Below are 22764 nucleotides of genomic sequence, written 5' to 3'. Positions count from 1 at the left end.
GAGTTTGAAAAACAAGAAAAAAAGAAAAAAGAAACAAAAAATAAGATTTAACTCAGAATATCATAATCTTATAACTATATTTTTAGGTATATTCCTATTATACAGCTTAAACTCTAATTCTATGGGCTGGGTACCTCAGTTCATACAGAATATGTTTAAAGGATTATTTGGAGGATTATCAATATTTATACCAATTCTCCTTATAATGACAGGTGTCCTAGGATTTATGGATGGAAATGAATATATCTATAGATTTAGAAAAACAAAGGTTTATTATGTAATAATACTATTTGTGTTTGTATTCTATGGACTACTTCACGCAAATAGCATAGTTGTAAGTAGCCCATTTGAACAGAGTATGATGACAGAAATAATGCATCAGGGAGTAACAGGAAACGGATGCGGTTTAATATCAACTATAATCGTATACTATATGTGTAAAATATTCGGCACAGTTGGTGCTTGGTTAGTAGCTATATTTGCACTAATTATAAGTATAGTTTATATATGCAACGTTTCTGTTAGCGATATGTTCAAGAGATTTAAAGAAACTAAAAATAGTGGGCTTTCTATGCGTGAAAGACTTAGCAAAATGAAGGACTCTGCACTTAATCTAGTTACTGATGAAGTAGATGAGATGGACGATAAGACTATGATCGCTAGAGATGAAAAAGAAGACAAAAAAGGTATGTTTGGTAGCTTAAAGAATAAGTTCAATAAAGCAGAAGAAGAGCCAGAGGAAGAAGAATTTAATGATGATAAAACTATAAAAATAGTTGGATTCAATAAAGCAGAAGATGATTACCTAGAAATACTTGAAGGAACTCAGACTATGTCTGAACTTGATGTATTAAAAGAATTACAAAGTCAGGAAAGAGCACCTGAAGATGATATATTCAGTAGAGGTGCATCTACTTCAAATTCAAATGATAATGTAAAATCATATAGCAAAATGTTTGAAGAAGAGGCTGTGAACACAACTTCTGCAGTTAGTCCTAAGACTATGGAATCTACTATGCCTTTTGATGCGGTAGAAGAAAATGAAAAGTATAAAAATTATAAGATTCCACCAGTGACTCTTTTAAATAAAGTAAATAAAAAATCAAATGAAAATGTAAAGAAATCAGTTATAAAAAATGCTGGATTATTAGAAAAAACTCTTTCTGATTTTGGAGTAGAGGCTACAATAAGTCAGGTTACAGTAGGTCCTACAATAACTAGATATGAAGTTCAGCCTAAACCAGGTGTAAAAGTTAGTAAAATAGTTAATTTAACGGATGATATAGCACTTAGTTTAGCGGCTAGAAGTATAAGAATTGAAGCGCCTATACCAGGTAAAAATGCCATAGGTATAGAAGTTCCAAATGAAGAAACTCAGATGGTTGGAATCAGAGAGATAATAGAAAGTAAGGAATTTAAAGAATTTAAATCTCCACTTGCTATGGGTCTTGGAAAAGACGTTTCTGGTAAGATATTTGTAAGTGATATAGCTAAGATGCCACATCTTTTAATAGCTGGTTCAACTGGTTCTGGTAAGAGTGTGTGTGTAAATACACTTATAAACAGTATATTATTCAAAGCAAAACCAGATGAAGTTAAATTACTTCTAATAGACCCTAAAGTAGTAGAACTTTCTAACTACAATGGTATACCACACCTTCTAATACCAGTAGTTACAGATCCTTCAAAAGCAGCAAATGCTTTAAATTGGGCTGTTAGTGAAATGAATAGAAGATATAAAGCATTTAGTGATACAGGTGTTAGAGATATAAAAAGCTATAATGAAAAGGCAGAAGAAAAAATGCCGAGCATAGTTATTGTAATAGATGAGTTAGCGGATCTTATGATGACTTGTGCTAAAGAAGTAGAGGATTATATATGTAGATTAGCTCAGAAGGCAAGAGCAGCTGGTATGCACCTTGTTATAGCTACACAAAGACCATCTGTAGACGTAATAACAGGGGTAATAAAAGCTAATATCCCTTCAAGAATAGCATTTGCCGTATCTTCTCAGACAGACTCAAGAACAATACTTGATATGGGAGGAGCAGAAAAACTTCTTGGAAAAGGAGATATGTTATTCTATCCACTAGGAGCTTCTAAACCAGAAAGACTTCAGGGAGCATTTATATCTGATTCAGAACTAGAAAACGTAATAGACTATGTAAAATCACAGTTCAAAGATGAAGAGGTTAAATATGAAGAGGATATTATCGAAACAATATCTTCTATTAAAAATATGGAACACGACGACGAAGATGAATTACTTCCAGAAGCAATCGAATTCGTTGTAAATAATGGACAGGCATCTTCTTCAATGCTACAGAGAAAATTCAAAATAGGATTTAATAGAGCTGCTAGAATGATAGATGCAATGGAAGAAAGAGGTATAGTTGGACAGAATGAGGGAAGTAGACCTAGAAAAGTCCTTATATCTAAAGAGCAGTTAGACGAAATGAAAAAATAATATAAAACTAGAATTAAGGTGGATATTACTCCACCTTAATTTTAAAATTGAAAGGAGAATAAATGTTAAAGATAGCACTTGAATCCCTAGGATGTTCAAAAAATCTAATGGATGCAGAGATAATGACAGGGATCTTAAAAGAAAAAGGGTACGAATTTGTAGAAGAATTCGCCGAAGCAGATATAATAATTGTTAATACTTGTGGATTTATAAGAGATGCAAAACAGGAATCAATAGATACAATAGTTGAATTATCTCAGTTAAAAGAATTTGGAAAACTTAAATATCTAATAGTTACTGGATGTCTAGCACAGAGATATGCAGATGAATTATTAGAAGAAATACCAGAAATAGATGCAATAGTTGGGACTGGTAACTTTATGAATATATCTGAAATAATAGATAGATTAGAAAGTGAAAAGAATGTAACAGAAATAGGAAATATAGAATTTGCATTTGATGAAACTTTACCTAGATATGTATCTACTCCAGAACATATGGCTTATTTAAAAATAGGTGAAGGATGTTCTAACCACTGTACATACTGTATAATACCTAAATTAAGAGGAAAATACAGAAGTAGAAAAATAGAAGATATAGTAGAAGAAGCTAAAACTCTTGCTGCAGAAGGAGTAAAAGAATTAGTTGTAATAGCTCAGGATACTACTAGATACGGTGAGGATTTATACGGAGAAGCAAAACTTGCTGAGTTATTAGAAGAATTAGCAGGGATAGAAGGTATAAAATGGATAAGAATAATGTATTCTTACCCAGAATCAATAACTGAAAAATTAATAGATGTTATAGCTGCTCACGACAATATATGTAGCTACTTTGATATGCCAATACAGCATGCAAGCAACAGAGTATTAAAAAGAATGAACAGAAGAACATCTAAAGAAGATATAAGAAATAAAGTTGAGATGATAAGAAGTAAAATACCAGATGCTGTAATAAGAACCACTGTTATCGTTGGATTCCCAGGAGAAACAGAAGAAGATCTAGAAGAGTTAATAGAATTTATGAAAGAAATAAAATTCGATAGATTAGGTGCATTTGCGTATTCAAGAGAAGAAGATACTCCTGCAGATAGAATGGATGGACACATGGACGAAGAAATCAAAGAAGAGAGAAGAGATAGAGTCATGATGGTTCAGCAGGCAATATCTGAGGAAATAAATCAGAAAAGAGAAGACAAAGTATTTGAAGTTCTTATAGAAGAAGAGGCTGAAGAAGGTGTATATGTTGGTAGAACTCAGGGCGATGCTGAGGAAATAGACAGTGTTGTATACGTTAATTCAGACGAAGAATTAGAAATAGGTAGCTTTGTAAATGTTTATATAACAGAAGCTATGGAATATGATTTGATTGGAGATGTTGTAGATGAACTTGCCGAATAAATTAACTTTATTCAGAGTATTTCTTATACCTATTCTAGTAATTGTTATGATGATGGATATACCAGCTAAGTTTTTAATAGCTTGTATAATATTTATAGTTGCATCACTTACAGATATGCTAGACGGTAAAATAGCTAGAAAATATAATCTAGTCACTGATTTTGGTAAATTTATGGATCCATTAGCAGATAAACTTTTAGTTATATCTACGCTAATATGTATGATAGAAGCTGATTTAGCTGCTGGTTGGATGGTAATAATAATAGTTGCCAGAGAATTATCAGTAAGTATTCTTAGAGCTATAGCAGCGGCTGATGGTACTGTTATAGCAGCTGGTAAGAGTGGAAAATGGAAGACAGCTACTCAGATGGTTTCAATAGTTTTATTACTATTTGGAGCACATCTAGGAAATATGACAATCTTAATGATAGGAAATATTTTATTAATAATAGCTACACTTCTAACTCTTTACTCAGGATGGGAATATCTATACGGAAATAGACACGTATTTATGAATTCTAAATAATTTTAAATTATTTCAAATCGATTAAAAGAGCTATTGCAATTTTGTAATAGTTCTTTTTTTATAAAAATTTTGTTTAAATTTTAATTGATATGTCAATAAATAAAATAGAAGAAGAATTTATATATTTTATATCGTTTTAAAAATAAAAATTTTTTAACGAATCTTATTTATTGACGAGTGTGTTTTTATACGATATAATAAGTATATGAAAAAGATAGAACAAATGTTTGATATATAAATTGAGAGGAGAATCGTGATGAGTGTAGATCAGGAAAAATTAAAAGCCCTTAACGAAGCATTGGGTAAAATAGAAAAAGACTTTGGTAAAGGTTCAGTAATGAGATTAGGAGAAGCTACTTCTCTAGAAATAGATACAATATCTACTGGTTCTATAGGACTAGATATAGCAATCGGTATAGGCGGTCTTCCAAAAGGAAGAATAGTTGAGATATATGGACCAGAATCTTCTGGTAAAACTACTGTTGCACTTCACTGTGTAGCAGAAGCACAGAAAGATGGAGGAATAGCAGCATTCATAGATGCAGAACACGCATTAGATCCAGTGTATGCTAAAGCATTAGGTGTAGACGTAGAAAACCTTATAATATCTCAGCCAGACACAGGAGAACAGGCACTAGAGATAGCAGAGGCTCTTATAAGAAGTGGTGCTATAGACATAATAGTAGTCGACTCTGTTGCTGCATTAGTTCCTAAAGCCGAAATAGAAGGTGATATGGGGGATTCTCATGTTGGTCTTCAGGCAAGACTTATGTCTCAGGCTCTTAGAAAATTAACAGGTTCAATAAAGAAATCTAACTGTGTTGCAATATTCATCAACCAGTTAAGAGAAAAAGTTGGTATAATGTTTGGTAACCCAGAAACAACTACTGGTGGACGTGCACTTAAATTCTACTCTTCTGTAAGATTAGATGTTAGAAAAATAGACACTATAAAACAGGGAGATAAAGTTTTAGGAAGTAGAACAAGAGTAAAAGTTGTTAAAAATAAAGTTGCACCACCATTCAAACAGGCAGAATTCGATATAATGTATGGACAGGGTATATCTAAAATAGGTGACTTACTAGATATAGCAGCTGATATAGATGTTGTTAAAAAATCTGGTTCTTGGTATAACTACCAGGATGTTAAATTAGGTCAGGGTAGAGAAAATGTTAAGAAATTCTTAGAAGATAATATGGATTTAACTAATGAAATAGAAGCTAAAGTAAGACATTACTATCACTTAGATGGTACTTCTCCAGAAGACGATGTTGTAGAAGAAGTAAAAGCTGATACTAAAAAAGATACAAAAGCAGTTAAAGAAGAAAATCCTGCAAAATAATAAAAATTTAGATAAAAATATACAAGAGAGCTGTTTAATAGCTCTCTTTTTTTGGTATAAATTTAAGTGTAACAAAAAATAATTGAAAATTTTGTGAAAAAATGATGAATATATTGAAAGTATTATAATCACACAATCTTGACATGCTTATGAAAACATTATAAAATTAAAAGAGGGTATTTTATCCAAACTTAACTAGATCCAATAAAATAATATATTCTTTAAAAAGTTTAAGATACTGGAATATGAGAGTTAATATGAAAATGGAAAATGAAAAAATTAAGGGAGGAATCCTGAAAACTGCTGTTTTTTACAGTAGTTATTAATACTAAAGAGGAGGTGGATGTCATAGATAAGATATTAGTGGCGTTAGGTTGCGCAATAGTCGGAATAATAGTAGGTTATTTTGTTAGAAGAAATATATCTGAAGCTAAAGTTGGCCAGGCCGAAACTAGAGCTAAAGAAATTATAGATAAAGCAAACCATGATTCTGAAACAGTAAGAAAAGAAAAACTATTAGAAGCTAAAGAAGAAATTCATAAATTGCGTACAGAAGCAGAGAAAGAGAACAGAGAAAGAAGAAACGAAGTACAGAAGTACGAAAGAAGAGTTTTACAGAAAGAAGAAAATCTTGACAAAAAAACATCTGAACTTGAATCAAAAGAAGCAAATCTTAGAGACAAAGTAAAAGCATTAGACAAAAAAGAGGAAGAAGTAGAAATCATAAAGCACAAACAGCTTGAAAAACTTGAAAGTATTTCAGGAATAAGCTCAGAAAAGGCTAAAGAAATCATACTTACAAATGCTGAAAGAGATGTTAGACGTGAGATGTCTATAATGATAAAAGAAGTAGAATCTCAGGCAAAAGACGAAGCTGAAAAGAAAGCTAGAGAAATAATAGGATATGCTATACAGAAATGTGCAGCAGATCACGTTGCCGAAACAACTGTTACAGTTGTAAATCTTCCAAATGACGAAATGAAAGGAAGAATAATCGGTAGAGAAGGTAGAAACATAAGAACACTTGAAACATTAACAGGAATAGATCTAATAATAGATGATACTCCTGAAGCAGTTATACTTTCTGGATTTGACCCTATAAGAAGAGAAGTAGCTAGAATAGCTCTTGAAAAACTTATAGCAGATGGTAGAATACATCCAGCAAGAATAGAAGAAATGGTAGAAAAAGCTAGAAAAGAAGTTGAAAACATAATAAAAGAATATGGAGAACAGGCAGCATTTGAAACAGGTGTGCATGGACTTCATCCAGAGCTTATAAAACTTCTTGGTAGATTAAACTACAGAACTAGTTATGGCCAGAATGTCCTTAAACATTCTATAGAGGTTGCTCATATAGCTGGTATAATGGCATCTGAATTAGGTGTAGACGTTAAATTAGCTAAGAGAGCAGGTCTTCTTCATGACATAGGTAAATCTGTTGACCATGAAATGGAAGGTACTCACGTTGAAATAGGTATGGACTTATTAAGAAGATACAAAGAATCTAAAGAAGTTATACATGCTATGTCAACTCACCATGGAGACTACGAACCACAGACTATAGAAGCTGTATTAGTTACTGCTGCAGATGCTATATCAGCAGCTAGACCTGGTGCTAGACGTGAAACTCTAGAAGCATACATTAAGAGACTTGAAAAACTTGAAGAGATAGCCAATTCTTATGAAGGTGTAGAAAAATCATTTGCAATACAGGCTGGTAGAGAAATAAGAATAATGGTAAAACCAGAAGAAGTTAGCGATGAAGAATTACATCTATTAGCTAGGGATATGACTAAGAAAATAGAAGAAGGACTTGAATATCCAGGCCAGATAAAAGTAAGCATAATAAGAGAAACTAGAGCAATAGAATATGCAAAATAATGAATGTAAAAGCTATCTCGTATGAGATAGCTTTTTATGTATAAAATATAAATTTAATATCCATAAAAAAAGGGAATAGAGATACTTATGTTTAAATATATAATAGAGAATATAAAGGGGGAGATTTAATGAACTATTACGAAAATATAAATTCGCAATTAGAAGCCCTGAAGCTTAAAGAAATAGAAAAAACATTTTATGAAAAGATAAAAGATGAGGGAAGGATAATTCCTAAGGTTATACCTTTTAAAGGTGTAAATACTGATATGCTTTACATAAAGGATAACAAGGTTCTATTTCTTAAGTTTATGAATACTACTGATGAGTTATTCTCTATATTGGATGAAGAACTTTTAGAGATAATGAGCGAAGAATACGACTTATTAAAAATAAAAATGCAGCAAAATCACAATCAAATATCATATGATTATATGTTTGTAATGCCTTATGTAAGTATAGAAGATCCATATGAATATGGTGACTTTGTAAAAAATAATATAATCGATAAAGATGGATTTGAAATGCTTATGAACAATGAAAAATCTTTAGATGATTATATGAAGGATGAAAACGATGAAATAATTTTAAACTTATTCCTATTTGATGTTTGTTCTGAGTACTACATTTTAGATAGTAAGTTACATCTAAATAAGAATTTTAAAAAGATTTCATTCTTTAGCAATGAATATGAGTATACAGCAGCTGTTATGGAAAATAGCCAGATTGTAGAGGCAGATTCAATACATTATGGAACAACTCTTTACAATGGTGCATCAGGAACGGGAAAAACGTCTCTAATGCTTAGTAGAGCTATAAAGCTATCAAAGATATACCCACACCATAAATTCCTTATAATAACGGAAAATAAGCAGTCTAGTGGGGATTTAAGAGAAAAACTAGAAGTGCTTTGTAACGATATATCAAATTTAGAAGTTCATACGTTTAGCTCATTTGTATTTAAGTTAGCTAGAATGTATAATCTAGTATTTGACTATGGAATGCTAAAAAAAGACTATGAAAAAACATTTGAAAATCTGATAAAGCAGGCTAAAAATGTTATAAAAAATAAAAGAATGTTCAAGGGAATTTTTATAGATGAGGCTGAAAACTTCAGCGAGGATCAGATAAAATTCTTAGAAGAATTCTTATACAAGACAAAACATATTTTCAATATATTTAACTGTAAAGCTACAAATCTTACAAATAATATGAATATATTCAAAAATAAATACGAGAATATACACATAGATAAGATTGTAAATCTAAAGAAAAACTATAGACAGACAGGAAGTCTTGTAGATTTTTCTAATAAGCTTGGGCAGAATGCAGATAAATACTACAAGGAAATAAGATCTGATATAAAAAGAGATGTATTTTTAGAATCAGATCCAGTAAGAGAATCTGGTAAAAATCAGGTAGCGCTTATAAAGGTTAGTGATTTAGATGACCAGATAAGTTCAGTTATTTGGGAAATAGAGTATTTTGTGAATAAAAAGGGACTAGATTACTCTGATATAGCGATAATATATCCATTTAACAAAAAGAGATTGAAAAATGGAAAAACTATTTATTTCCAGTATATGATAAAGAAAGCATTAGACGATGCTGGAATAGAGGTAATAGTATCTGATGAAAATCTTACTAGTTTAAGTAGAAAAAATGGTGTAACAATATCTAATATATATACAGTTAAGAGCTTAGAGTTTAAGGCTGTTATAATATGTGAGTTAGAAATGCTTTATAATCAGAAGATAGCAGACACTAGCCAGGATTATCAGGTGAATGACTTTGCGGGAGATATAAACAAGGTATATCACGCTGTGAACAGAGCTACAGACTATGTAAGTTTTGTAACAACGTTTAGCGAGGATACAAGCGATATAATAAAGGTTATAAACGACACTGTTGAAAGTGAAAAGATAATAAATATGTAAAAGAAAAGGGACTTTATAATGACGATATTGTCAAAATAAAAGTCCCTTTATTTTTTATATTCAATATTACTTAATAAATCCGAAGTATAATAGAACAATTATACCAAGAACTATTCTGTAGTATCCGAAAGCTTTGAAGTCGTGTTTTTTGATGTAGTCCATAAAGAATTTTATAACTATAACAGAAACTACAAATGCTACAACAGATCCAACTCCTAATACTAACCATTCAAATCCTGTAAATGCAAATCCAGTTTTAACTAATTTTAGTAAACTTGCTCCAAGCATAGTAGGTATTGCTAGGAAGAATGAGAATTCTGCAGCAACATATCTAGACGCTCCAAGTAGAGTAGCACCTATTATTGTTGAACCAGATCTTGATGTACCTGGTATAAGTGCTAGACACTGGAATAGACCTATTCCTATAGCAAGCTTATAAGATACCTCAGAGAAGTCAGAAACTGCAGGTTTTTTATCTCTATTTTCTATAACTATCATTATAACCCCGTATATTATAAGAGCTAGTGCAACAGTAGTAGAATTGAAGAATAAACGGTCTATATCCTCTTCAAATAACACACCTATTATACCAGATGGTATAACTGCTACGATTACCTTTGCCCATAGGCTTAAAGTTTCTTTCTTTTCAACTTTACTCTTACTAGAGTCAAAAGGATTTAATTTTTTGAAGAATATAAGTAAAACTGCTAAAATTGATCCAAACTGTATAACTACAAGGAATGTACTTATAAATGTTGGTGAGAAATTAAGTTTTACAAATTCATCAACAAGAATCATATGTCCAGTACTACTTACAGGAAGCCATTCAGTTATTCCCTGAACTATCCCAAGTAGGACGGCTTTAAGTATTTCTATCAAAATATTACCTCCTAAAATTCAAATTTAATTGTATTTGCAGCATAGTATTGTATTTGCAATATAACTTTTAACAATGCTACACCTAAAATATAATATCATAATGCAAGAAAGTTAACAAGTAAGACGTAATAAATTAAATCTAAAGAAATAATAAAAAAAGAAGGATAATTTATATCCTTCTTTTAAATATATTAAATTTTATTATTTGTTTAATTTAACGTAAGCTTCAAGACCTTCTTTAAGTATTTTAGCTGCTTTTCTTAAATCTTCTTCTTTTAAGATGTAAGCAAGTCTTATTTCGTCTCTTCCTAGTCCTGGAGTAGCGTAGAATCCTTCAGCTGGAGTAGCCATTACTGTTTCGTTGTCAACTCTGAATTCAGTAAGCATCCATTTAACGAAATCTTCTGCGTTGTCTACTGGAAGTTTAGCAACTATATAGAATGCACCAGTTGGTTTTTCACATATAACTCCATCAACTTTCATTAATTCAGAATAAAGAACGTCTCTTCTTTTTCTGTATTCATCGTTAACTTCTTTGAAGTAAGATACTGGAGTTTTGTAAAGTTCAACAGCACCTATCTGTTCTAATGTTGGAACACAAAGTCTTCCCTGGCAAAGTTTCATTATCTGAGCTATAAGTTCTTTGTTTTTAGATGCTATAGATCCTATTCTTGCACCACAAGCACTGTATCTCTTAGAAACTGAGTCTATTATTATAACTCTGTCTTCAACCTGTTTTAAGTTACCGAAGCTTGTATATTCTAATCCATCATATACGAATTCTCTGTAAACTTCATCAGATATTATCCATAAATCTTTTTCTATAGCTATTTCAGCTATCATTTCTAATTCTTCTTTGCTGTATATAGCACCAGTTGGGTTACCTGGGTTTGAAAGAAGTATTGCTTTAACTTTATCATCTATTTTAGAAAGTATTTCTTCTTTAGATGGTAAGTGGAATCCATTTTCTGCTTTAGTTGTTATTGGAGCAACTCCAACGTTTACACACTGTCCAAATCCATTGTAGTTAGTGTAGAATGGTTCTGGTATTAAAAGTTTGTCTCCTGGATCGCAAGTAGCCATCATAGCGAATAATAATGCTTCAGATCCACCATTAGTTATAAGAAGTTCGTCTTTGTCAAAGTGCATATCGTAAGTTTTGTAGTAATCCTGAAGAGCTTCTATAAGTTCTGGTATACCCTGAGATACAGCATATTCTAATACTTCATCGTCGAAGTTTTTAACTGCATCGAAGAATCCTCTTGGAGTTTTTATGTCTGGCTGTCCTATATTAAGGTGATAAACTTTAACACCGTCAGCTTTTGCAGCTGTTGCAAAAGGAACTAGCTTTCTTATTGGTGATGCCTGCATAGCAGTAACTCTGTTTGAAAAATTATTCATTTTATAAGTACCCCCTAAAATAATCTCTATACTACATTATTAGTATTTTAAATTAATAATGTGTAATATAATTAAGATATATTAAATATTGTGTAGCTTTTAAAAAAGCTTTTCCTCTTACATAATAACATATACAATTGAAAAAAACACCCTATTTATTCAAAATTTATTGACAAATATATAATTAACAAAAAATAACTAATTTTCAGAAAATAAATCTTTTTATATGATTTTTTTCAGATAGAAAAGAGAATTTTTAATCAAAATCTGATATAATAAAACTAATAAATTTCATAAAATAAAAATTGAATTTATAAATTTCATTTTAAAAAAGAATTGTGCTAGGAGGTGCCGACTTGAAGAAAGAACTAAGAGTTGATCCTACAAATAATGATATTATAATATTTGCCAGAGAAAGAGCATCTAGGCCGTTAGATAATGTCAAAAAGAACATGCCTATGGAAGAGGATGATATAATAAAAGAATACGAAGAAAATTGTCCCTTCTGTAGAGGAAATGAGCATCAGACAGATGACGCAACAGAGGAAATAGTTGTTGATGGACAATGGGTTGCAAAGTCTATTAAAAATAAATATCCTATAGTTGATATGAGTTCTGATGAGGTATTTGGAGTTCATGAGGTAATAATAGAAAGCTATAGACACAATGCCAACTTTTTCAATATGTCTGAAGAAGAATTTAAAATTATGTTTGAATTATATGTAAATAGGTATAAATATTTAATAGGTCAAAGAGGAATAGAATATGTAAATCTATTCAAGAACTTTTTAAGAAAATCTGGAGCATCATTAATGCATCCTCATGCCCAGATAACAGCTTTATCAATTATACCACCAGAAATACATAAAGAATTGTTGGTAGCACATGATTATTATGGATGGGAAAATACAAATTTATATGAAGACATTATAAAAGATGAGAAGGAATATAAAGAAAGACTTGTTTATTCTGGAACAAGATTTATAGCTATAATACCTTCAGCTAGTAAGAATCCAACCGAAGTTAGAATAATTTTTAACAAAGGTGTGAAATTTGAGAATTTGGATTCTTTAGATATTGATGAATTATCATATGCATTTAAAGGTATTTTTGCAAATTATAAGAAGATGTTTGGTATAATGCCTTTTAATATATGGGTTCATGCACATCCAAATGGAATAGAAACTAAGGAATATTTTAACTTACATATACATATATTCCCTAGAAAATTTAATTATGGCGGTTTTGAACTTAGTACAAATATGTATGTTAGCTCTTATCCACCAGAAGAAATAGCAAAACAAATGAGGATAGAAGAATAAAATTGATTGGAGAGAAATAATGAAATTTATATCATGGAATGTAAATGGTCTTAGAGCCTGCGTAACAAAAGGGTTTATGGACTTTTTCAATGAAGTAGATGCAGATATATTCTGCTTACAGGAAACTAAGCTACAGGAAGGACAGATAGATTTAAATCCAGAAGGATATGAATCTTATTGGAACTATGCTGATAAAAAAGGATATTCTGGTACGGCTATATTTACTAAGAAAAAACCTTTATCAGTAGCATATGGAATAGGAATAGACGAACACGACCATGAGGGTAGAGTAATAACATTAGAGTTTGAAGATTTCTATTTTGTAACAGTATATACTCCTAATTCTCAGACTGAACTAAAAAGATTAGAGTATAGAATGAGATGGGAAGATGATTTTAGAGCATATCTAAAAAATCTAGATTCTAAAAAGCCAGTAGTTATGTGTGGAGATTTAAATGTAGCGCACAAAGAAATAGACTTAAAAAATCCTAAAACTAATAGAAAAAATGCTGGATTTACAGATGAAGAAAGAAATAAATTTACTGAGTTCTTAGAAAGTGGATTTATAGATACGTTTAGATATTTCTACCCAGATGCAGAGGGAATGTATTCTTGGTGGTCTTATAGATTTAATGCTAGAAAGAACAATGCAGGATGGCGTATTGACTATTTCTGCACATCAGAAAGCATGAAGGACAGACTTGTAAGTGCTAAAATACATAATGAAGTACTAGGATCTGACCACTGCCCAGTAGAATTGGTTATAGAATAAATGTACGATATATAGCGAACAATAAAATTGAATAAAATAAAAAAGAGATAGGTCTTATAAAATGGAACCTATAGAATGGACACTTGTAAAAAGGTGTTTCATCTATAGGTTCTTTTTTTGTATAATTTTAATATAGAGGTGAGTAATTTATGAGTAAAAAACAATTTAGTAAAGAAGAAACATTAGAGCTATCAAAAAATCCATTTGTAAAGAATGTAAGCTGTAAATCAATAACATATACAAATGAATTTAAAATACATTTCATAACAGAATACAATAAGGGAAAAAATCCAACACAGATATTTAAAGAAGCAGGTTTTGACACTAACATCATAGGTGCAAAACGTATTAAATGCGCTAGCGAGCGATGGAGAAAGTCATATAAAGAAAATGGTATTTTGGGACTAGATGATTCTAGAGTTAATAATTCTGGAAGACCAAGAAAAAGAAAATTAACAGATAAAGAGATAATAGATAAGAAGGATGCTGAAATAGCATATCTTAAAGCAGAGCTAGAACTAGTAAAAAAGCTAGACTTCGAAGAAAGGCAGGTGATGAATAATAAGCTACCTTCGGTGAAAATATTCAAATTAATTAATGATGTAATAAATAAATATTGTTTAAAAAAAATGATAAAACATCTATGTATTGTTGCAGGAGTATCTAGATCTGGATTTTATAACTATTTAAAAAACAAGAATGTAATAAGCAAACAAGAAGAAAAGGATTTAGAAGCAAAAGAAATAATTCTTAAAGCATATAAGTTCAGAGGATACAAAAAAGGTTCTCGTTCAATAAAAATGATTTTAAAAAGTAAATTTAATATAATATTTAACAGAAAAAAAATTCAAAGAATAATGAAAAAATATGGAATTAAATGTCCTATTCGCGAGTCAAATCCAGCTAAACGTATGGGAAAAGCAAGAAAAGAACATCACACAGTTCCTAATAAATTGAATAGAGAATTTAAACAAGGTATACCAGGAAAAGTACTTTTAACTGATATTACGTATATGCCGTACGGCAATGGGAAAACAGCATATTTATCAACTGTAAAAGATTCTTCTACGAATGAAATTTTATCGTATCATTTATCGAAGAATTTAAAAATGGATATTGTTATTTCAACTATTAACAATCTCATGTTATCAAATTCAGACAAATTACATAAAGATGCATTTATTCATTCTGATCAAGGAGTTCATTATACAAGTACTATTTTTCAGAACTTGTTAAAAAAATATAATTTAGGTCAATCTATGTCTAGAAAAGGTAATTGTTGGGACAATGCTCCGCAGGAGTCATTCTTTGGTCATATGAAAGATGAAATAGATTATAAAAGTTGCAATACATTTGAAGAGTTAAAAAGTTTAATAGATGATTATATGGATTATTATAATAATGATCGTTGTCAGTGGAATTTAAAACAGCTGACTCCTATTCAATATAGAAGTCAGCTGCTTGCTGCTTAAGACTTTTTTATATATGTCCTTGACATAGGGACCATTTTATTAATTACCTGTCTCTTTTTTTATGTCTTTTTAATCTTTTCTTTAAACTGCGTCTTCTCAATATTTCCTCGTCGCTTACATTGTTTTTTATGAATTGCACCATACTAAGAATTTTCTTTTCATCTTTAGATAGATTTCTGTTCAATACTTTAGAAAAATCATCGCATTCTTTTAGAAAAACATCCTCATCTAATGGATCTAGGCCAAAAGATGAGCTATCTGACAAATTTGTATATATGTATATATTAGGCTTGATAGCTTTAGGATTAATAGATGCAAAAACTTTAGCTGTATAATAAGCATCGTTTAAAGCATTGTGGTATGCAACAGTGTCCTCAAGATTAAGGGCAATTACAGCATTTTCAAGGCCTATAGACTGAGCTGTAGTATGATTTATAAAATCAGAAGCATAGTACTGAACGTCTATGTACGATTTTGGAAGAGATAAATCTGGAAGATTGTGGTATTTTATATTTCTATAAAGCTCTCTTAAATCACTTTTTCCCCATACACAAAATATAGGGTCGTCACTTGCTACAAATTCTGTAAATTTTTTAAATGCCTCTTTAAAGGTAGGAGCATTCTCTAAATCCTCCATACAAATTCCTGTAATTTTAGCCACATAAGGATGCATAGATGTATAAAGACAAGGCTTTATAAAAGTATCAAATGCTGCAATTATATTAAAATTACTATCTAATTTGACAGCACCTAGCTGGATAATCTCAAATGGGCATGCATTATCTGAAAAAGTCTTGTTAGTCTTTTTATTGAAGCCTTGATTAAACTCTAGGTCAAATACTATATACTCCATCATAACCTCCATAAAATAATGAAATTAATATAAATAGTATAATACAAAAAACGAAATCAGTAAATCAATAAAATATTTGTATAGGAAATATAAAAATATAATATATTTATTGAAAAGAAATATATTATGTGAAAACGTTGAATTATCAAAAAACATTGCAGATAATCTGTATATGTTATATAATAAGAAAATAAAAAACACGAATATTTTTTTTGTAAGAATAAAAAAAGTACATAAATTTATGCAAAAAACACTTTAGGAAAAGAGGGATAAGTCATATGGGAAAAGAGCTACTATACACAATTGAAAAAAACGAACATACAAAGGAAGATATTAAAAGAATACTTGAGGAAAATCCTAATATAAAATTTGTATCGTTAATGGGGGTTGACCTTGGTGGAAATGCAACTGATGAAAAAATACCAGTTAAATTCTTACTTGATGACATAGATGATTTCTTAGCATCAGCAGTACAGACTGATGGTTCGAGTGTTGAGCTTTACAATATAGCTACTTTAAACAATGCAAAAGTCGATCTTATGCCAGACAGAGATTGTAGATGGTATGTAGATTATAATATGGAATTTATAGATGAAGAAACAGGATTACCTGTAGGAACTTTAAAAATACCAGCATTCTTAATACATGACAATAAAAAAGTATGCTCAAGAGGTATACTTCAGAAAGCAGATAAATACTTTAAAGAATCTTTAATGGATGTATTTAAAACATATCCAAAAGTTCTAGAAAATTTAGGCATAGAATCAGCTGATGAAATAGAAGATATAGGTCTTACTGCGGCTACTGAATTAGAATTCTGGGTAAATACTCCAGAAGATAAAGCAGATCTTGAAAAATTATACATTTCTCAGAGCTTAAAAGAACAGTACTGGAAGAGAACTCATGGTGTTATAAGAACTTGCTTAGAAGAGTCGTTAATAATACTTGGAAAAATGGGAATAGAACCAGAAATGGCTCATAAAGAAGTTGGTGGTATACCAAGCTCTATAAGTATAGAAGGTAAGACTAATCACGCTATGGAGCAGCTAGAAATATCATGGAAATTCTCAACACCACTACAGGCTGCTGACAACGAGCTACTAGTTAGAGATGTTGTAGAAGATGTATTTACTGCTCATGGACTAGAAGTTACTTTTAAAGCTAAACCAATAGATGGTGTTGCAGGAAATGGTGGACATACTCACTTTGGTGTAAGTGTATTATTAAAGAACGGAAAAAGACAGAATGTATTTGCTCCAGTAGATATGAAAAGCGATTATTTAAGTATAGCTGGATATGGAGCACTTATGGGTATGCTTTATAATTATGAAGTTATAAATCCATTTGTAACATCATCAATAGATGGATTCAACAGACTTGTACCTGGATTTGAAGCTCCTATATGTATAGTTACTTCTTTAGGACACTCATATGAACAGCCTTCAAGAAATAGATCAGTTTTAGTAGGTTTAATAAGAGATATGAAAAACCCTAAAACATTGAGATTTGAGCTTAGATCTCCAAACCCATTATCAAATAAATACCTTGTTATAGCAGCCGGATATCAGGCAATGATAGAAGGTATAAGAGCTGCAGCAGAAAGTGGATTTGGTCCAAAAGAATTAGAAAAAGAATTATCTAAACAGCCAGGTGAAGAAGGATTTTACCTAGAAAAAGACAGAGCATATAGAGATGAGCACGATATATTTGAATACTATAGTGAAGATGAAAGAAGAAAAAGATTTGGAAATCCTCCAGCTACAGTATTTGAAAATATGAAGAATATAGAAAAATTCTCATATAAATTAAAATGCTTAAAACAGGGAAATGTATTTACAGATGCGGTAATACAGTCATTCAAAGTTGGTGCTATAGATAAATGGCAGAAAAAATTAAAAACAAGATTAATAGAGCAGAATATAACTAGAATAAGAGCTCTTAAAAAACTTCACACTCCAGAAAATACTGATGCTATAGATGAAGTTATATGGAAGTCAATATCTGATATGAAATACGATTTAATGAAAGATACTCTTACAAAAGAGTCTTTATTTACTAGAGTTAGAAATGCTGTTGATAATAAAGAATACGCAGAAGCATCAAGACTTCAGTTAGAAATGAAACGTAAGATGAATGATATAGAACAGTTATATCTAAAATATAAAAAGAATATATATTAATAATATATAAAGGGTTGTTGCAATTTTGCAACAACCCTTTTTACATAAAAAAAGACTGTAAAAACAGTCCTTTTATCTATTTATGATTTTCATATTTTTCTAAAAGTCTTTCCAAATAAAGGGCGATATTCTCAGGATATATAGTCTGTCTAAACTGTTCTATATTGTGGTTCATAAATGATAATATAGAATCAGATTTACCAGAAGCAATATTCTTTAATATCTCTCTTAAATCTTTTTCATCGCTATACATAAGACCGATTCCCTTATCTATAATAAACTTACCATTTTCTATTTCCTGACCAAGTCTTGGTATTTTTACCATAAGAGGAGTCTTTGTGTATATAGCTTCAAAAAGAGTTGCTCCACCAGGTTTTGTCATCATTAAATCGTGGCTTTTTAAAAGTTCATCCATATTATTCACATAACCTAAAACCTTTATATTTTGTAGAGGTTCTTTTTCAGTTAGATTGTCGTAAAGCTTTTTATTTGTACCAGTGACTATAGTGACTTCTAATGATTTTCCTTCCTCAGTTGAAATAAATTCATCAATCCATCTCATAAAATCTTCAGAAATATCAAATAGACCACGTCCACCACCAAGTATTATTATTCTATATTTTCCTGGGAAATGTTCTTTATTTTCAACTCTAAACTTACTGCTTATAGGAACACCTACAACTTCAACCTTATCTGGAGAAATTCCTCTCTGCATAAATCTATTTTTTATTTCTATTGATGGAACAAAGTAAAGCTCTGTATTCTCAAAAATCCACTCCATACTATCCACAACATCCGTAATTACTGTGGCAGCAGGTATAAAGTATCCTTCATCAGAATTTCTGAAGTTGTTTACACAAGCTGCAGCAAGAGGAAATGTAGATATTATAAGGTCTGGATTTAGATCCTCTATAAACTTAGATAACTTTGGTGTATAAACTTTATGAGCTATATCGTATTTTGAAGAAAAAGATTTCTTCAAATAATAATAGCAATTATAAAGCTCTGGTGTATATTTAGTATTTTGCTCGTAGAATTTTACCATAGGCTTATTTAGCTTAGGTACACTAGCATCTATAAAATTTCTTATTACTATATTTACATTTTCTTCATTTTTTAAAATAGCATCTTTTATAGCATTTGCAGCACTTACATGGCCTGCTCCAAAGCCAGCAGTAAGAATAAGTATTGTTTTACCTGAAAGAATAGACAAGTTATCACTCCTAACCTCAAAAATATTATCTTAATGTTTTATCTCTTTCAAAAACTTTTGCTCCTAGTTTTGTTAAATCCTGTAAATAGTATTCAAACATAACTCCATCATTTCTGCTTATATCAAAATTAGAAGTATATTCAATCGCATTAGTAACAAAATCTACAGCTGTATTTACGGCAAATTCAAAATCAAATCCACCGGTAATCATACCACTGACAATAGAAGCAAAAATATCTCCTGTACCGCTATAAGATGATTTTAAGTAATCTTTAGATATAAAAGTCTTTTTATTTGCATCTTTATCGTACACAAAGTTTGTTATTGTTTTTTTATTGTCTTCATGTATACCAGTTATGACAACTTTTGAAGGTCCCATATCAGATATCTGTTTAGCAATATCTTCAATGTCTTTTCTAGTTAATGTATCATATTCACCGGATCTACCAGTAAGAAGACATGCCTCAGTTATATTAGGTGTAGTTAAATCAGCTAATTTAACAAGTTCCTTTATCTCATGAATTATTTTTTCTGAGAAAACAGAGTATATCTGTCCTTCATCTCCCATAACAGGATCGACAACAATAAATGCATCCGGATTTTTAGAAATAAACTCTATTACAAGATCTATTTGCTCAATAGATCCTAAAAATCCGCTGTAAATTGTATCAAAAGAAAGATTTAATTTTTTCCATGTATCTGTATAGTTTTTCATTTCAGAAGTGAAATCCAAAAATGTAAAGTGTGGATATCCTGTCTGAGATGAAAGGATTGCTGTTGGAAGAGGGCAGCATTGTACTCCTAAAGCTGAAATTATAGGTATAGCAACAGTAAGTGAACATTTACCTATACCTGAAAGATCGTTGATTGCTGCAATTTTTTTCTGCATTTTATCCTCCTAAAATATTTTTTACTTAACAAGAATAATTTTATCATACTATAGAAAGCTTTGAAATTAAATTTTAAATACAAGTGCAAATGTATGGATACAGTAAAAAAAGTTAAATACATTAAAAATCAGAAAATAAATAATATTTGACATAAAAGTACATTATATGTTAATATTAGATATAGGCTTATTTAGTTGATATATATTTGAAATTTATTTTATAATATTGTTAAATGGATATAATTAAATAGCTTAAGTGTTTTAGTTCTAGGAGGATTTACTAATTATGAAAACTGGTGTAGTAAAATGGTTTAACAACGAAAAAGGATTTGGATTTATATCTGTAGAAGGAGAAGATGATGTATTCGTACATTTCTCAGCTATACAGACTGAAGGATACAAATCATTAGAAGAAGGACAGAAAGTTGAATTTGAAGTAGTAGATGGTGCAAAAGGACCTCAGGCTGCTAATGTAGTTAAATTATAATAATAATTTGGATTATGAATAAATTCATATAGATGAGTTCGATATTCTGGAAAAGGGAACTACTTTGTAGTTTCCTTTTTTATTCCTAAGGAAATTATAATAATTTAAAACTGTGGAAAACTTATGTACAATAGTAATATGAATGTATTGAAAAAACAAAAAGATGAAAAAATCATTAAGAAAATATTAAAAAATCACTTTGAAGAATTCAAACTAAAATATTGGAATAAAGTTAGAAGAGAAATGAGGGATCAGATAGAAAATACTGTAATAAAGGCTTTAAATTGTGGAAATATAGAAAAAGGATATATAAAACATAAATGTATAGACTGTGGAGAGGAGTATATTCAAGGGTTCACTTGTAAAAGTAAGTTTTGCACAAAGTGTGGAAGAAAATATTCTATGGAATGGGCAGAAAAACAGGTAGAAAATATTCTTGATGTTTCTCATAGACATGCAGTTTTCACAATTCCAGAGGAGTTAAGAGTCTATTTCTACAGAAAGCGAGAGCTTTTAAAAGATTTACAAGATGCTACATATAAGGTATTAGATAGTTTTCATAAAAAGAAAACAAAGGGAGATTATGAATTAGGGGTAATTGCTGTAGTACACACTTTTGGTGGAGATTTAAAATGGAATCCTCACATACATGCCTTATACACCGAAGGTGGAATAGATAGAAATAATAAGTGGTTTAAAAAATTAGATTTCATACCGTATACATATATGAAAAAAGTATGGCGAAAGTTGGTACTAGATATAATAAAAAACAACTTTAGAGATAGAAAAACTAGAAATTTGATAAATAAGTTATATAAGAAAGAATTCTATGTAAATGCAGAAAGACGTTTAACTAATATAAAACAGGCAACTCAATATATAGGTAGATATTTGGCTAGACCAGCTATCGCTGAGTATAGAATAATTAATTACGATGGGAAAAATGTAACTTACTGGTATGAAAACAAAAAACCTAAGGGAAAAAGAGAAATAACTGTAAATGTATTAGAATTTATAGGTAAAATAACCCAACATATTCACCCGAAGGGTTTTAGAGTTGCAAGAAGATACGGTCTATATTCAAGAGTAAAAAATAAATTAAGCATAGAAATATTGAAATTATATAATTTTATGAGACACAGAAATATATCTAAGCTGATAAAAAAGAAGAATACAGTAAAGAAAAATTTTAAAGATAGATTGATAGAATCATTTGGAGTAAATCCTTATATTTGTAAAAAGTGTGGAAAAGACATGATTCTATGGGAAATATGGCATTATAAATATGGATTAATATATAATGTACTAGATAAATCAAATTATAAAAGAATAATCTACGAAGAAATTATAGAAAAAGAAATTTCTTTGAATACAACAACACAAAAAGAATTATTTTAAAAGTCTATTAAATAGGCTAGCTTTGCTATACTCAAATATAAATAATAGTGTATAATTAGTGTAATTAAAATTATTAGGAGAAATAGTATGCTAAAAGAATTAGAAGAAATGAGTAAAGGACAAAAGTTATACAATTATGAATGTAAGTCTTGTGGATTTGAAAAAGGAGTACCAGAATTTATATTAGAAGAACTAAGACAAGATGCATTCTTTTCATTGGGAGCGATAGCTTCGCTAAATGAAAAAAATATGCCAGAATTAATTTGTCCTAATTGTGGAGCTAAATTTGAATACAAAAAAACTGACGACCGTTAGGTGTCAGTTAAAGGTACTGTCACAAGAACACCT

18 protein-coding genes are annotated in these 22764 nt (G+C 30.2%); 13 read left to right on the top strand and 5 right to left on the bottom strand.

Translation table 11 applies throughout. The features are described from left to right. Positions 1–121: 121 nt before the first annotated feature. From KGNDJEFE_RS07280 to KGNDJEFE_RS07255, 6 genes are all read left to right on the top strand, one after another. The gene (locus KGNDJEFE_RS07280) at positions 122–2467 is read left to right on the top strand and encodes an FtsK/SpoIIIE family DNA translocase (RefSeq protein ID WP_006440152.1); all 2346 of its coding nucleotides are present in this window, start codon (positions 122–124) and stop codon (positions 2465–2467) included. Positions 2468–2529: 62 nt separating this feature from the next. Further along, a complete protein-coding gene (gene rimO / locus KGNDJEFE_RS07275) occupies positions 2530–3867 on the top strand; it encodes a 30S ribosomal protein S12 methylthiotransferase RimO (RefSeq protein ID WP_006440153.1) in 1338 nt (445 codons plus the stop codon). Then, a complete protein-coding gene (gene pgsA / locus KGNDJEFE_RS07270; protein WP_006440154.1) occupies positions 3851–4393 on the top strand; it encodes a CDP-diacylglycerol--glycerol-3-phosphate 3-phosphatidyltransferase in 543 nt (180 codons plus the stop codon). The genes rimO and pgsA overlap by 17 nt, the downstream gene beginning before the upstream one ends. A gap of 256 nt (positions 4394–4649) precedes the next feature. Beyond that, positions 4650–5735, top strand: coding sequence for a recombinase RecA (gene recA / locus KGNDJEFE_RS07265; RefSeq protein WP_006440155.1), 1086 nt, complete (start codon positions 4650–4652; stop codon positions 5733–5735). A gap of 339 nt (positions 5736–6074) precedes the next feature. Further along, positions 6075–7616 carry a ribonuclease Y gene (gene rny / locus KGNDJEFE_RS07260; RefSeq protein WP_006440156.1) on the top strand — a complete coding sequence of 514 codons (1542 nt, stop codon included), beginning with the start codon at positions 6075–6077 and terminating at the stop codon, positions 7614–7616. A 128-nt stretch (positions 7617–7744) separates the two neighbouring features. Next, positions 7745–9550, top strand: a complete 1806-nt coding sequence (locus KGNDJEFE_RS07255) for a DEAD/DEAH box helicase (RefSeq protein WP_006440157.1) — start codon at positions 7745–7747, stop codon at positions 9548–9550. Between the two features lie 66 nt (positions 9551–9616). Here the strand turns inward: KGNDJEFE_RS07255 and KGNDJEFE_RS07250 are convergent, their stop codons facing one another. Then, the gene (locus KGNDJEFE_RS07250) at positions 9617–10429 is read right to left on the bottom strand and encodes an undecaprenyl-diphosphate phosphatase (protein ID WP_006440158.1); all 813 of its coding nucleotides are present in this window, start codon (positions 10427–10429) and stop codon (positions 9617–9619) included. A 201-nt stretch (positions 10430–10630) separates the two neighbouring features. Further along, positions 10631–11830, bottom strand: coding sequence for a pyridoxal phosphate-dependent aminotransferase (locus KGNDJEFE_RS07245; RefSeq protein WP_006440159.1), 1200 nt, complete (start codon positions 11828–11830; stop codon positions 10631–10633). 356 nt (positions 11831–12186) lie between these two features. Between KGNDJEFE_RS07245 and KGNDJEFE_RS07240 the strand changes: the two genes are divergently transcribed. From KGNDJEFE_RS07240 to KGNDJEFE_RS07230, 3 genes are all read left to right on the top strand, one after another. After that, a complete protein-coding gene (locus tag KGNDJEFE_RS07240) occupies positions 12187–13152 on the top strand; it encodes a galactose-1-phosphate uridylyltransferase (RefSeq protein WP_040410437.1) in 966 nt (321 codons plus the stop codon). 19 nt (positions 13153–13171) lie between these two features. After that, entirely contained in the window at positions 13172–13924 is a 753-nt protein-coding gene (locus tag KGNDJEFE_RS07235) for an exodeoxyribonuclease III (RefSeq protein ID WP_006440161.1), read from the top strand. A 149-nt stretch (positions 13925–14073) separates the two neighbouring features. Further along, a complete protein-coding gene (locus tag KGNDJEFE_RS07230; RefSeq protein ID WP_148881763.1) occupies positions 14074–15396 on the top strand; it encodes an IS3 family transposase in 1323 nt (440 codons plus the stop codon). A 43-nt stretch (positions 15397–15439) separates the two neighbouring features. Here KGNDJEFE_RS07230 and KGNDJEFE_RS07225 read toward each other — a convergent pair whose 3' ends face one another. Continuing rightward, positions 15440–16249, bottom strand: coding sequence for a 3'-5' exonuclease (locus tag KGNDJEFE_RS07225; protein ID WP_050754656.1), 810 nt, complete (start codon positions 16247–16249; stop codon positions 15440–15442). Positions 16250–16527: 278 nt separating this feature from the next. Between KGNDJEFE_RS07225 and KGNDJEFE_RS07220 the strand changes: the two genes are divergently transcribed. Continuing rightward, positions 16528–18429 (top strand): type I glutamate--ammonia ligase, encoded by a 1902-nt coding sequence (locus KGNDJEFE_RS07220; RefSeq protein WP_006440163.1) that lies wholly within the window; start codon positions 16528–16530, stop codon positions 18427–18429. Between the two features lie 76 nt (positions 18430–18505). Here the strand turns inward: KGNDJEFE_RS07220 and KGNDJEFE_RS07215 are convergent, their stop codons facing one another. After that, entirely contained in the window at positions 18506–19642 is a 1137-nt protein-coding gene (locus tag KGNDJEFE_RS07215) for an MGDG synthase family glycosyltransferase (RefSeq protein WP_006440164.1), read from the bottom strand. A 25-nt stretch (positions 19643–19667) separates the two neighbouring features. Continuing rightward, the gene (locus tag KGNDJEFE_RS07210) at positions 19668–20531 is read right to left on the bottom strand and encodes a pyridoxamine kinase (protein WP_006440165.1); all 864 of its coding nucleotides are present in this window, start codon (positions 20529–20531) and stop codon (positions 19668–19670) included. Between the two features lie 286 nt (positions 20532–20817). On the opposite strand from KGNDJEFE_RS07210, the gene KGNDJEFE_RS07205 reads away from it, so the two are divergent. The 3 genes from KGNDJEFE_RS07205 (at position 20818) to KGNDJEFE_RS07195 (ending at position 22731) form a co-directional block, all read left to right on the top strand. Next, positions 20818–21018, top strand: coding sequence for a cold-shock protein (locus tag KGNDJEFE_RS07205; protein WP_006440166.1), 201 nt, complete (start codon positions 20818–20820; stop codon positions 21016–21018). Positions 21019–21156: 138 nt separating this feature from the next. Then, positions 21157–22416, top strand: a complete 1260-nt coding sequence (locus KGNDJEFE_RS07200) for an IS91 family transposase (RefSeq protein ID WP_170239660.1) — start codon at positions 21157–21159, stop codon at positions 22414–22416. Between the two features lie 87 nt (positions 22417–22503). Further along, the gene (locus KGNDJEFE_RS07195; protein ID WP_118549764.1) at positions 22504–22731 is read left to right on the top strand and encodes a hypothetical protein; all 228 of its coding nucleotides are present in this window, start codon (positions 22504–22506) and stop codon (positions 22729–22731) included. The last annotated feature ends 33 nt before the right edge of the window (positions 22732–22764 follow it).

It is taken from the genome of Peptacetobacter hiranonis (assembly GCF_008151785.1).
GTDB lineage: Bacteria > Bacillota > Clostridia > Peptostreptococcales > Peptostreptococcaceae > Peptacetobacter > Peptacetobacter hiranonis.
The sequence above is the reverse complement of the archived record's forward strand: the minus strand, read 5'-3'. Positions and strand labels throughout refer to the sequence as shown.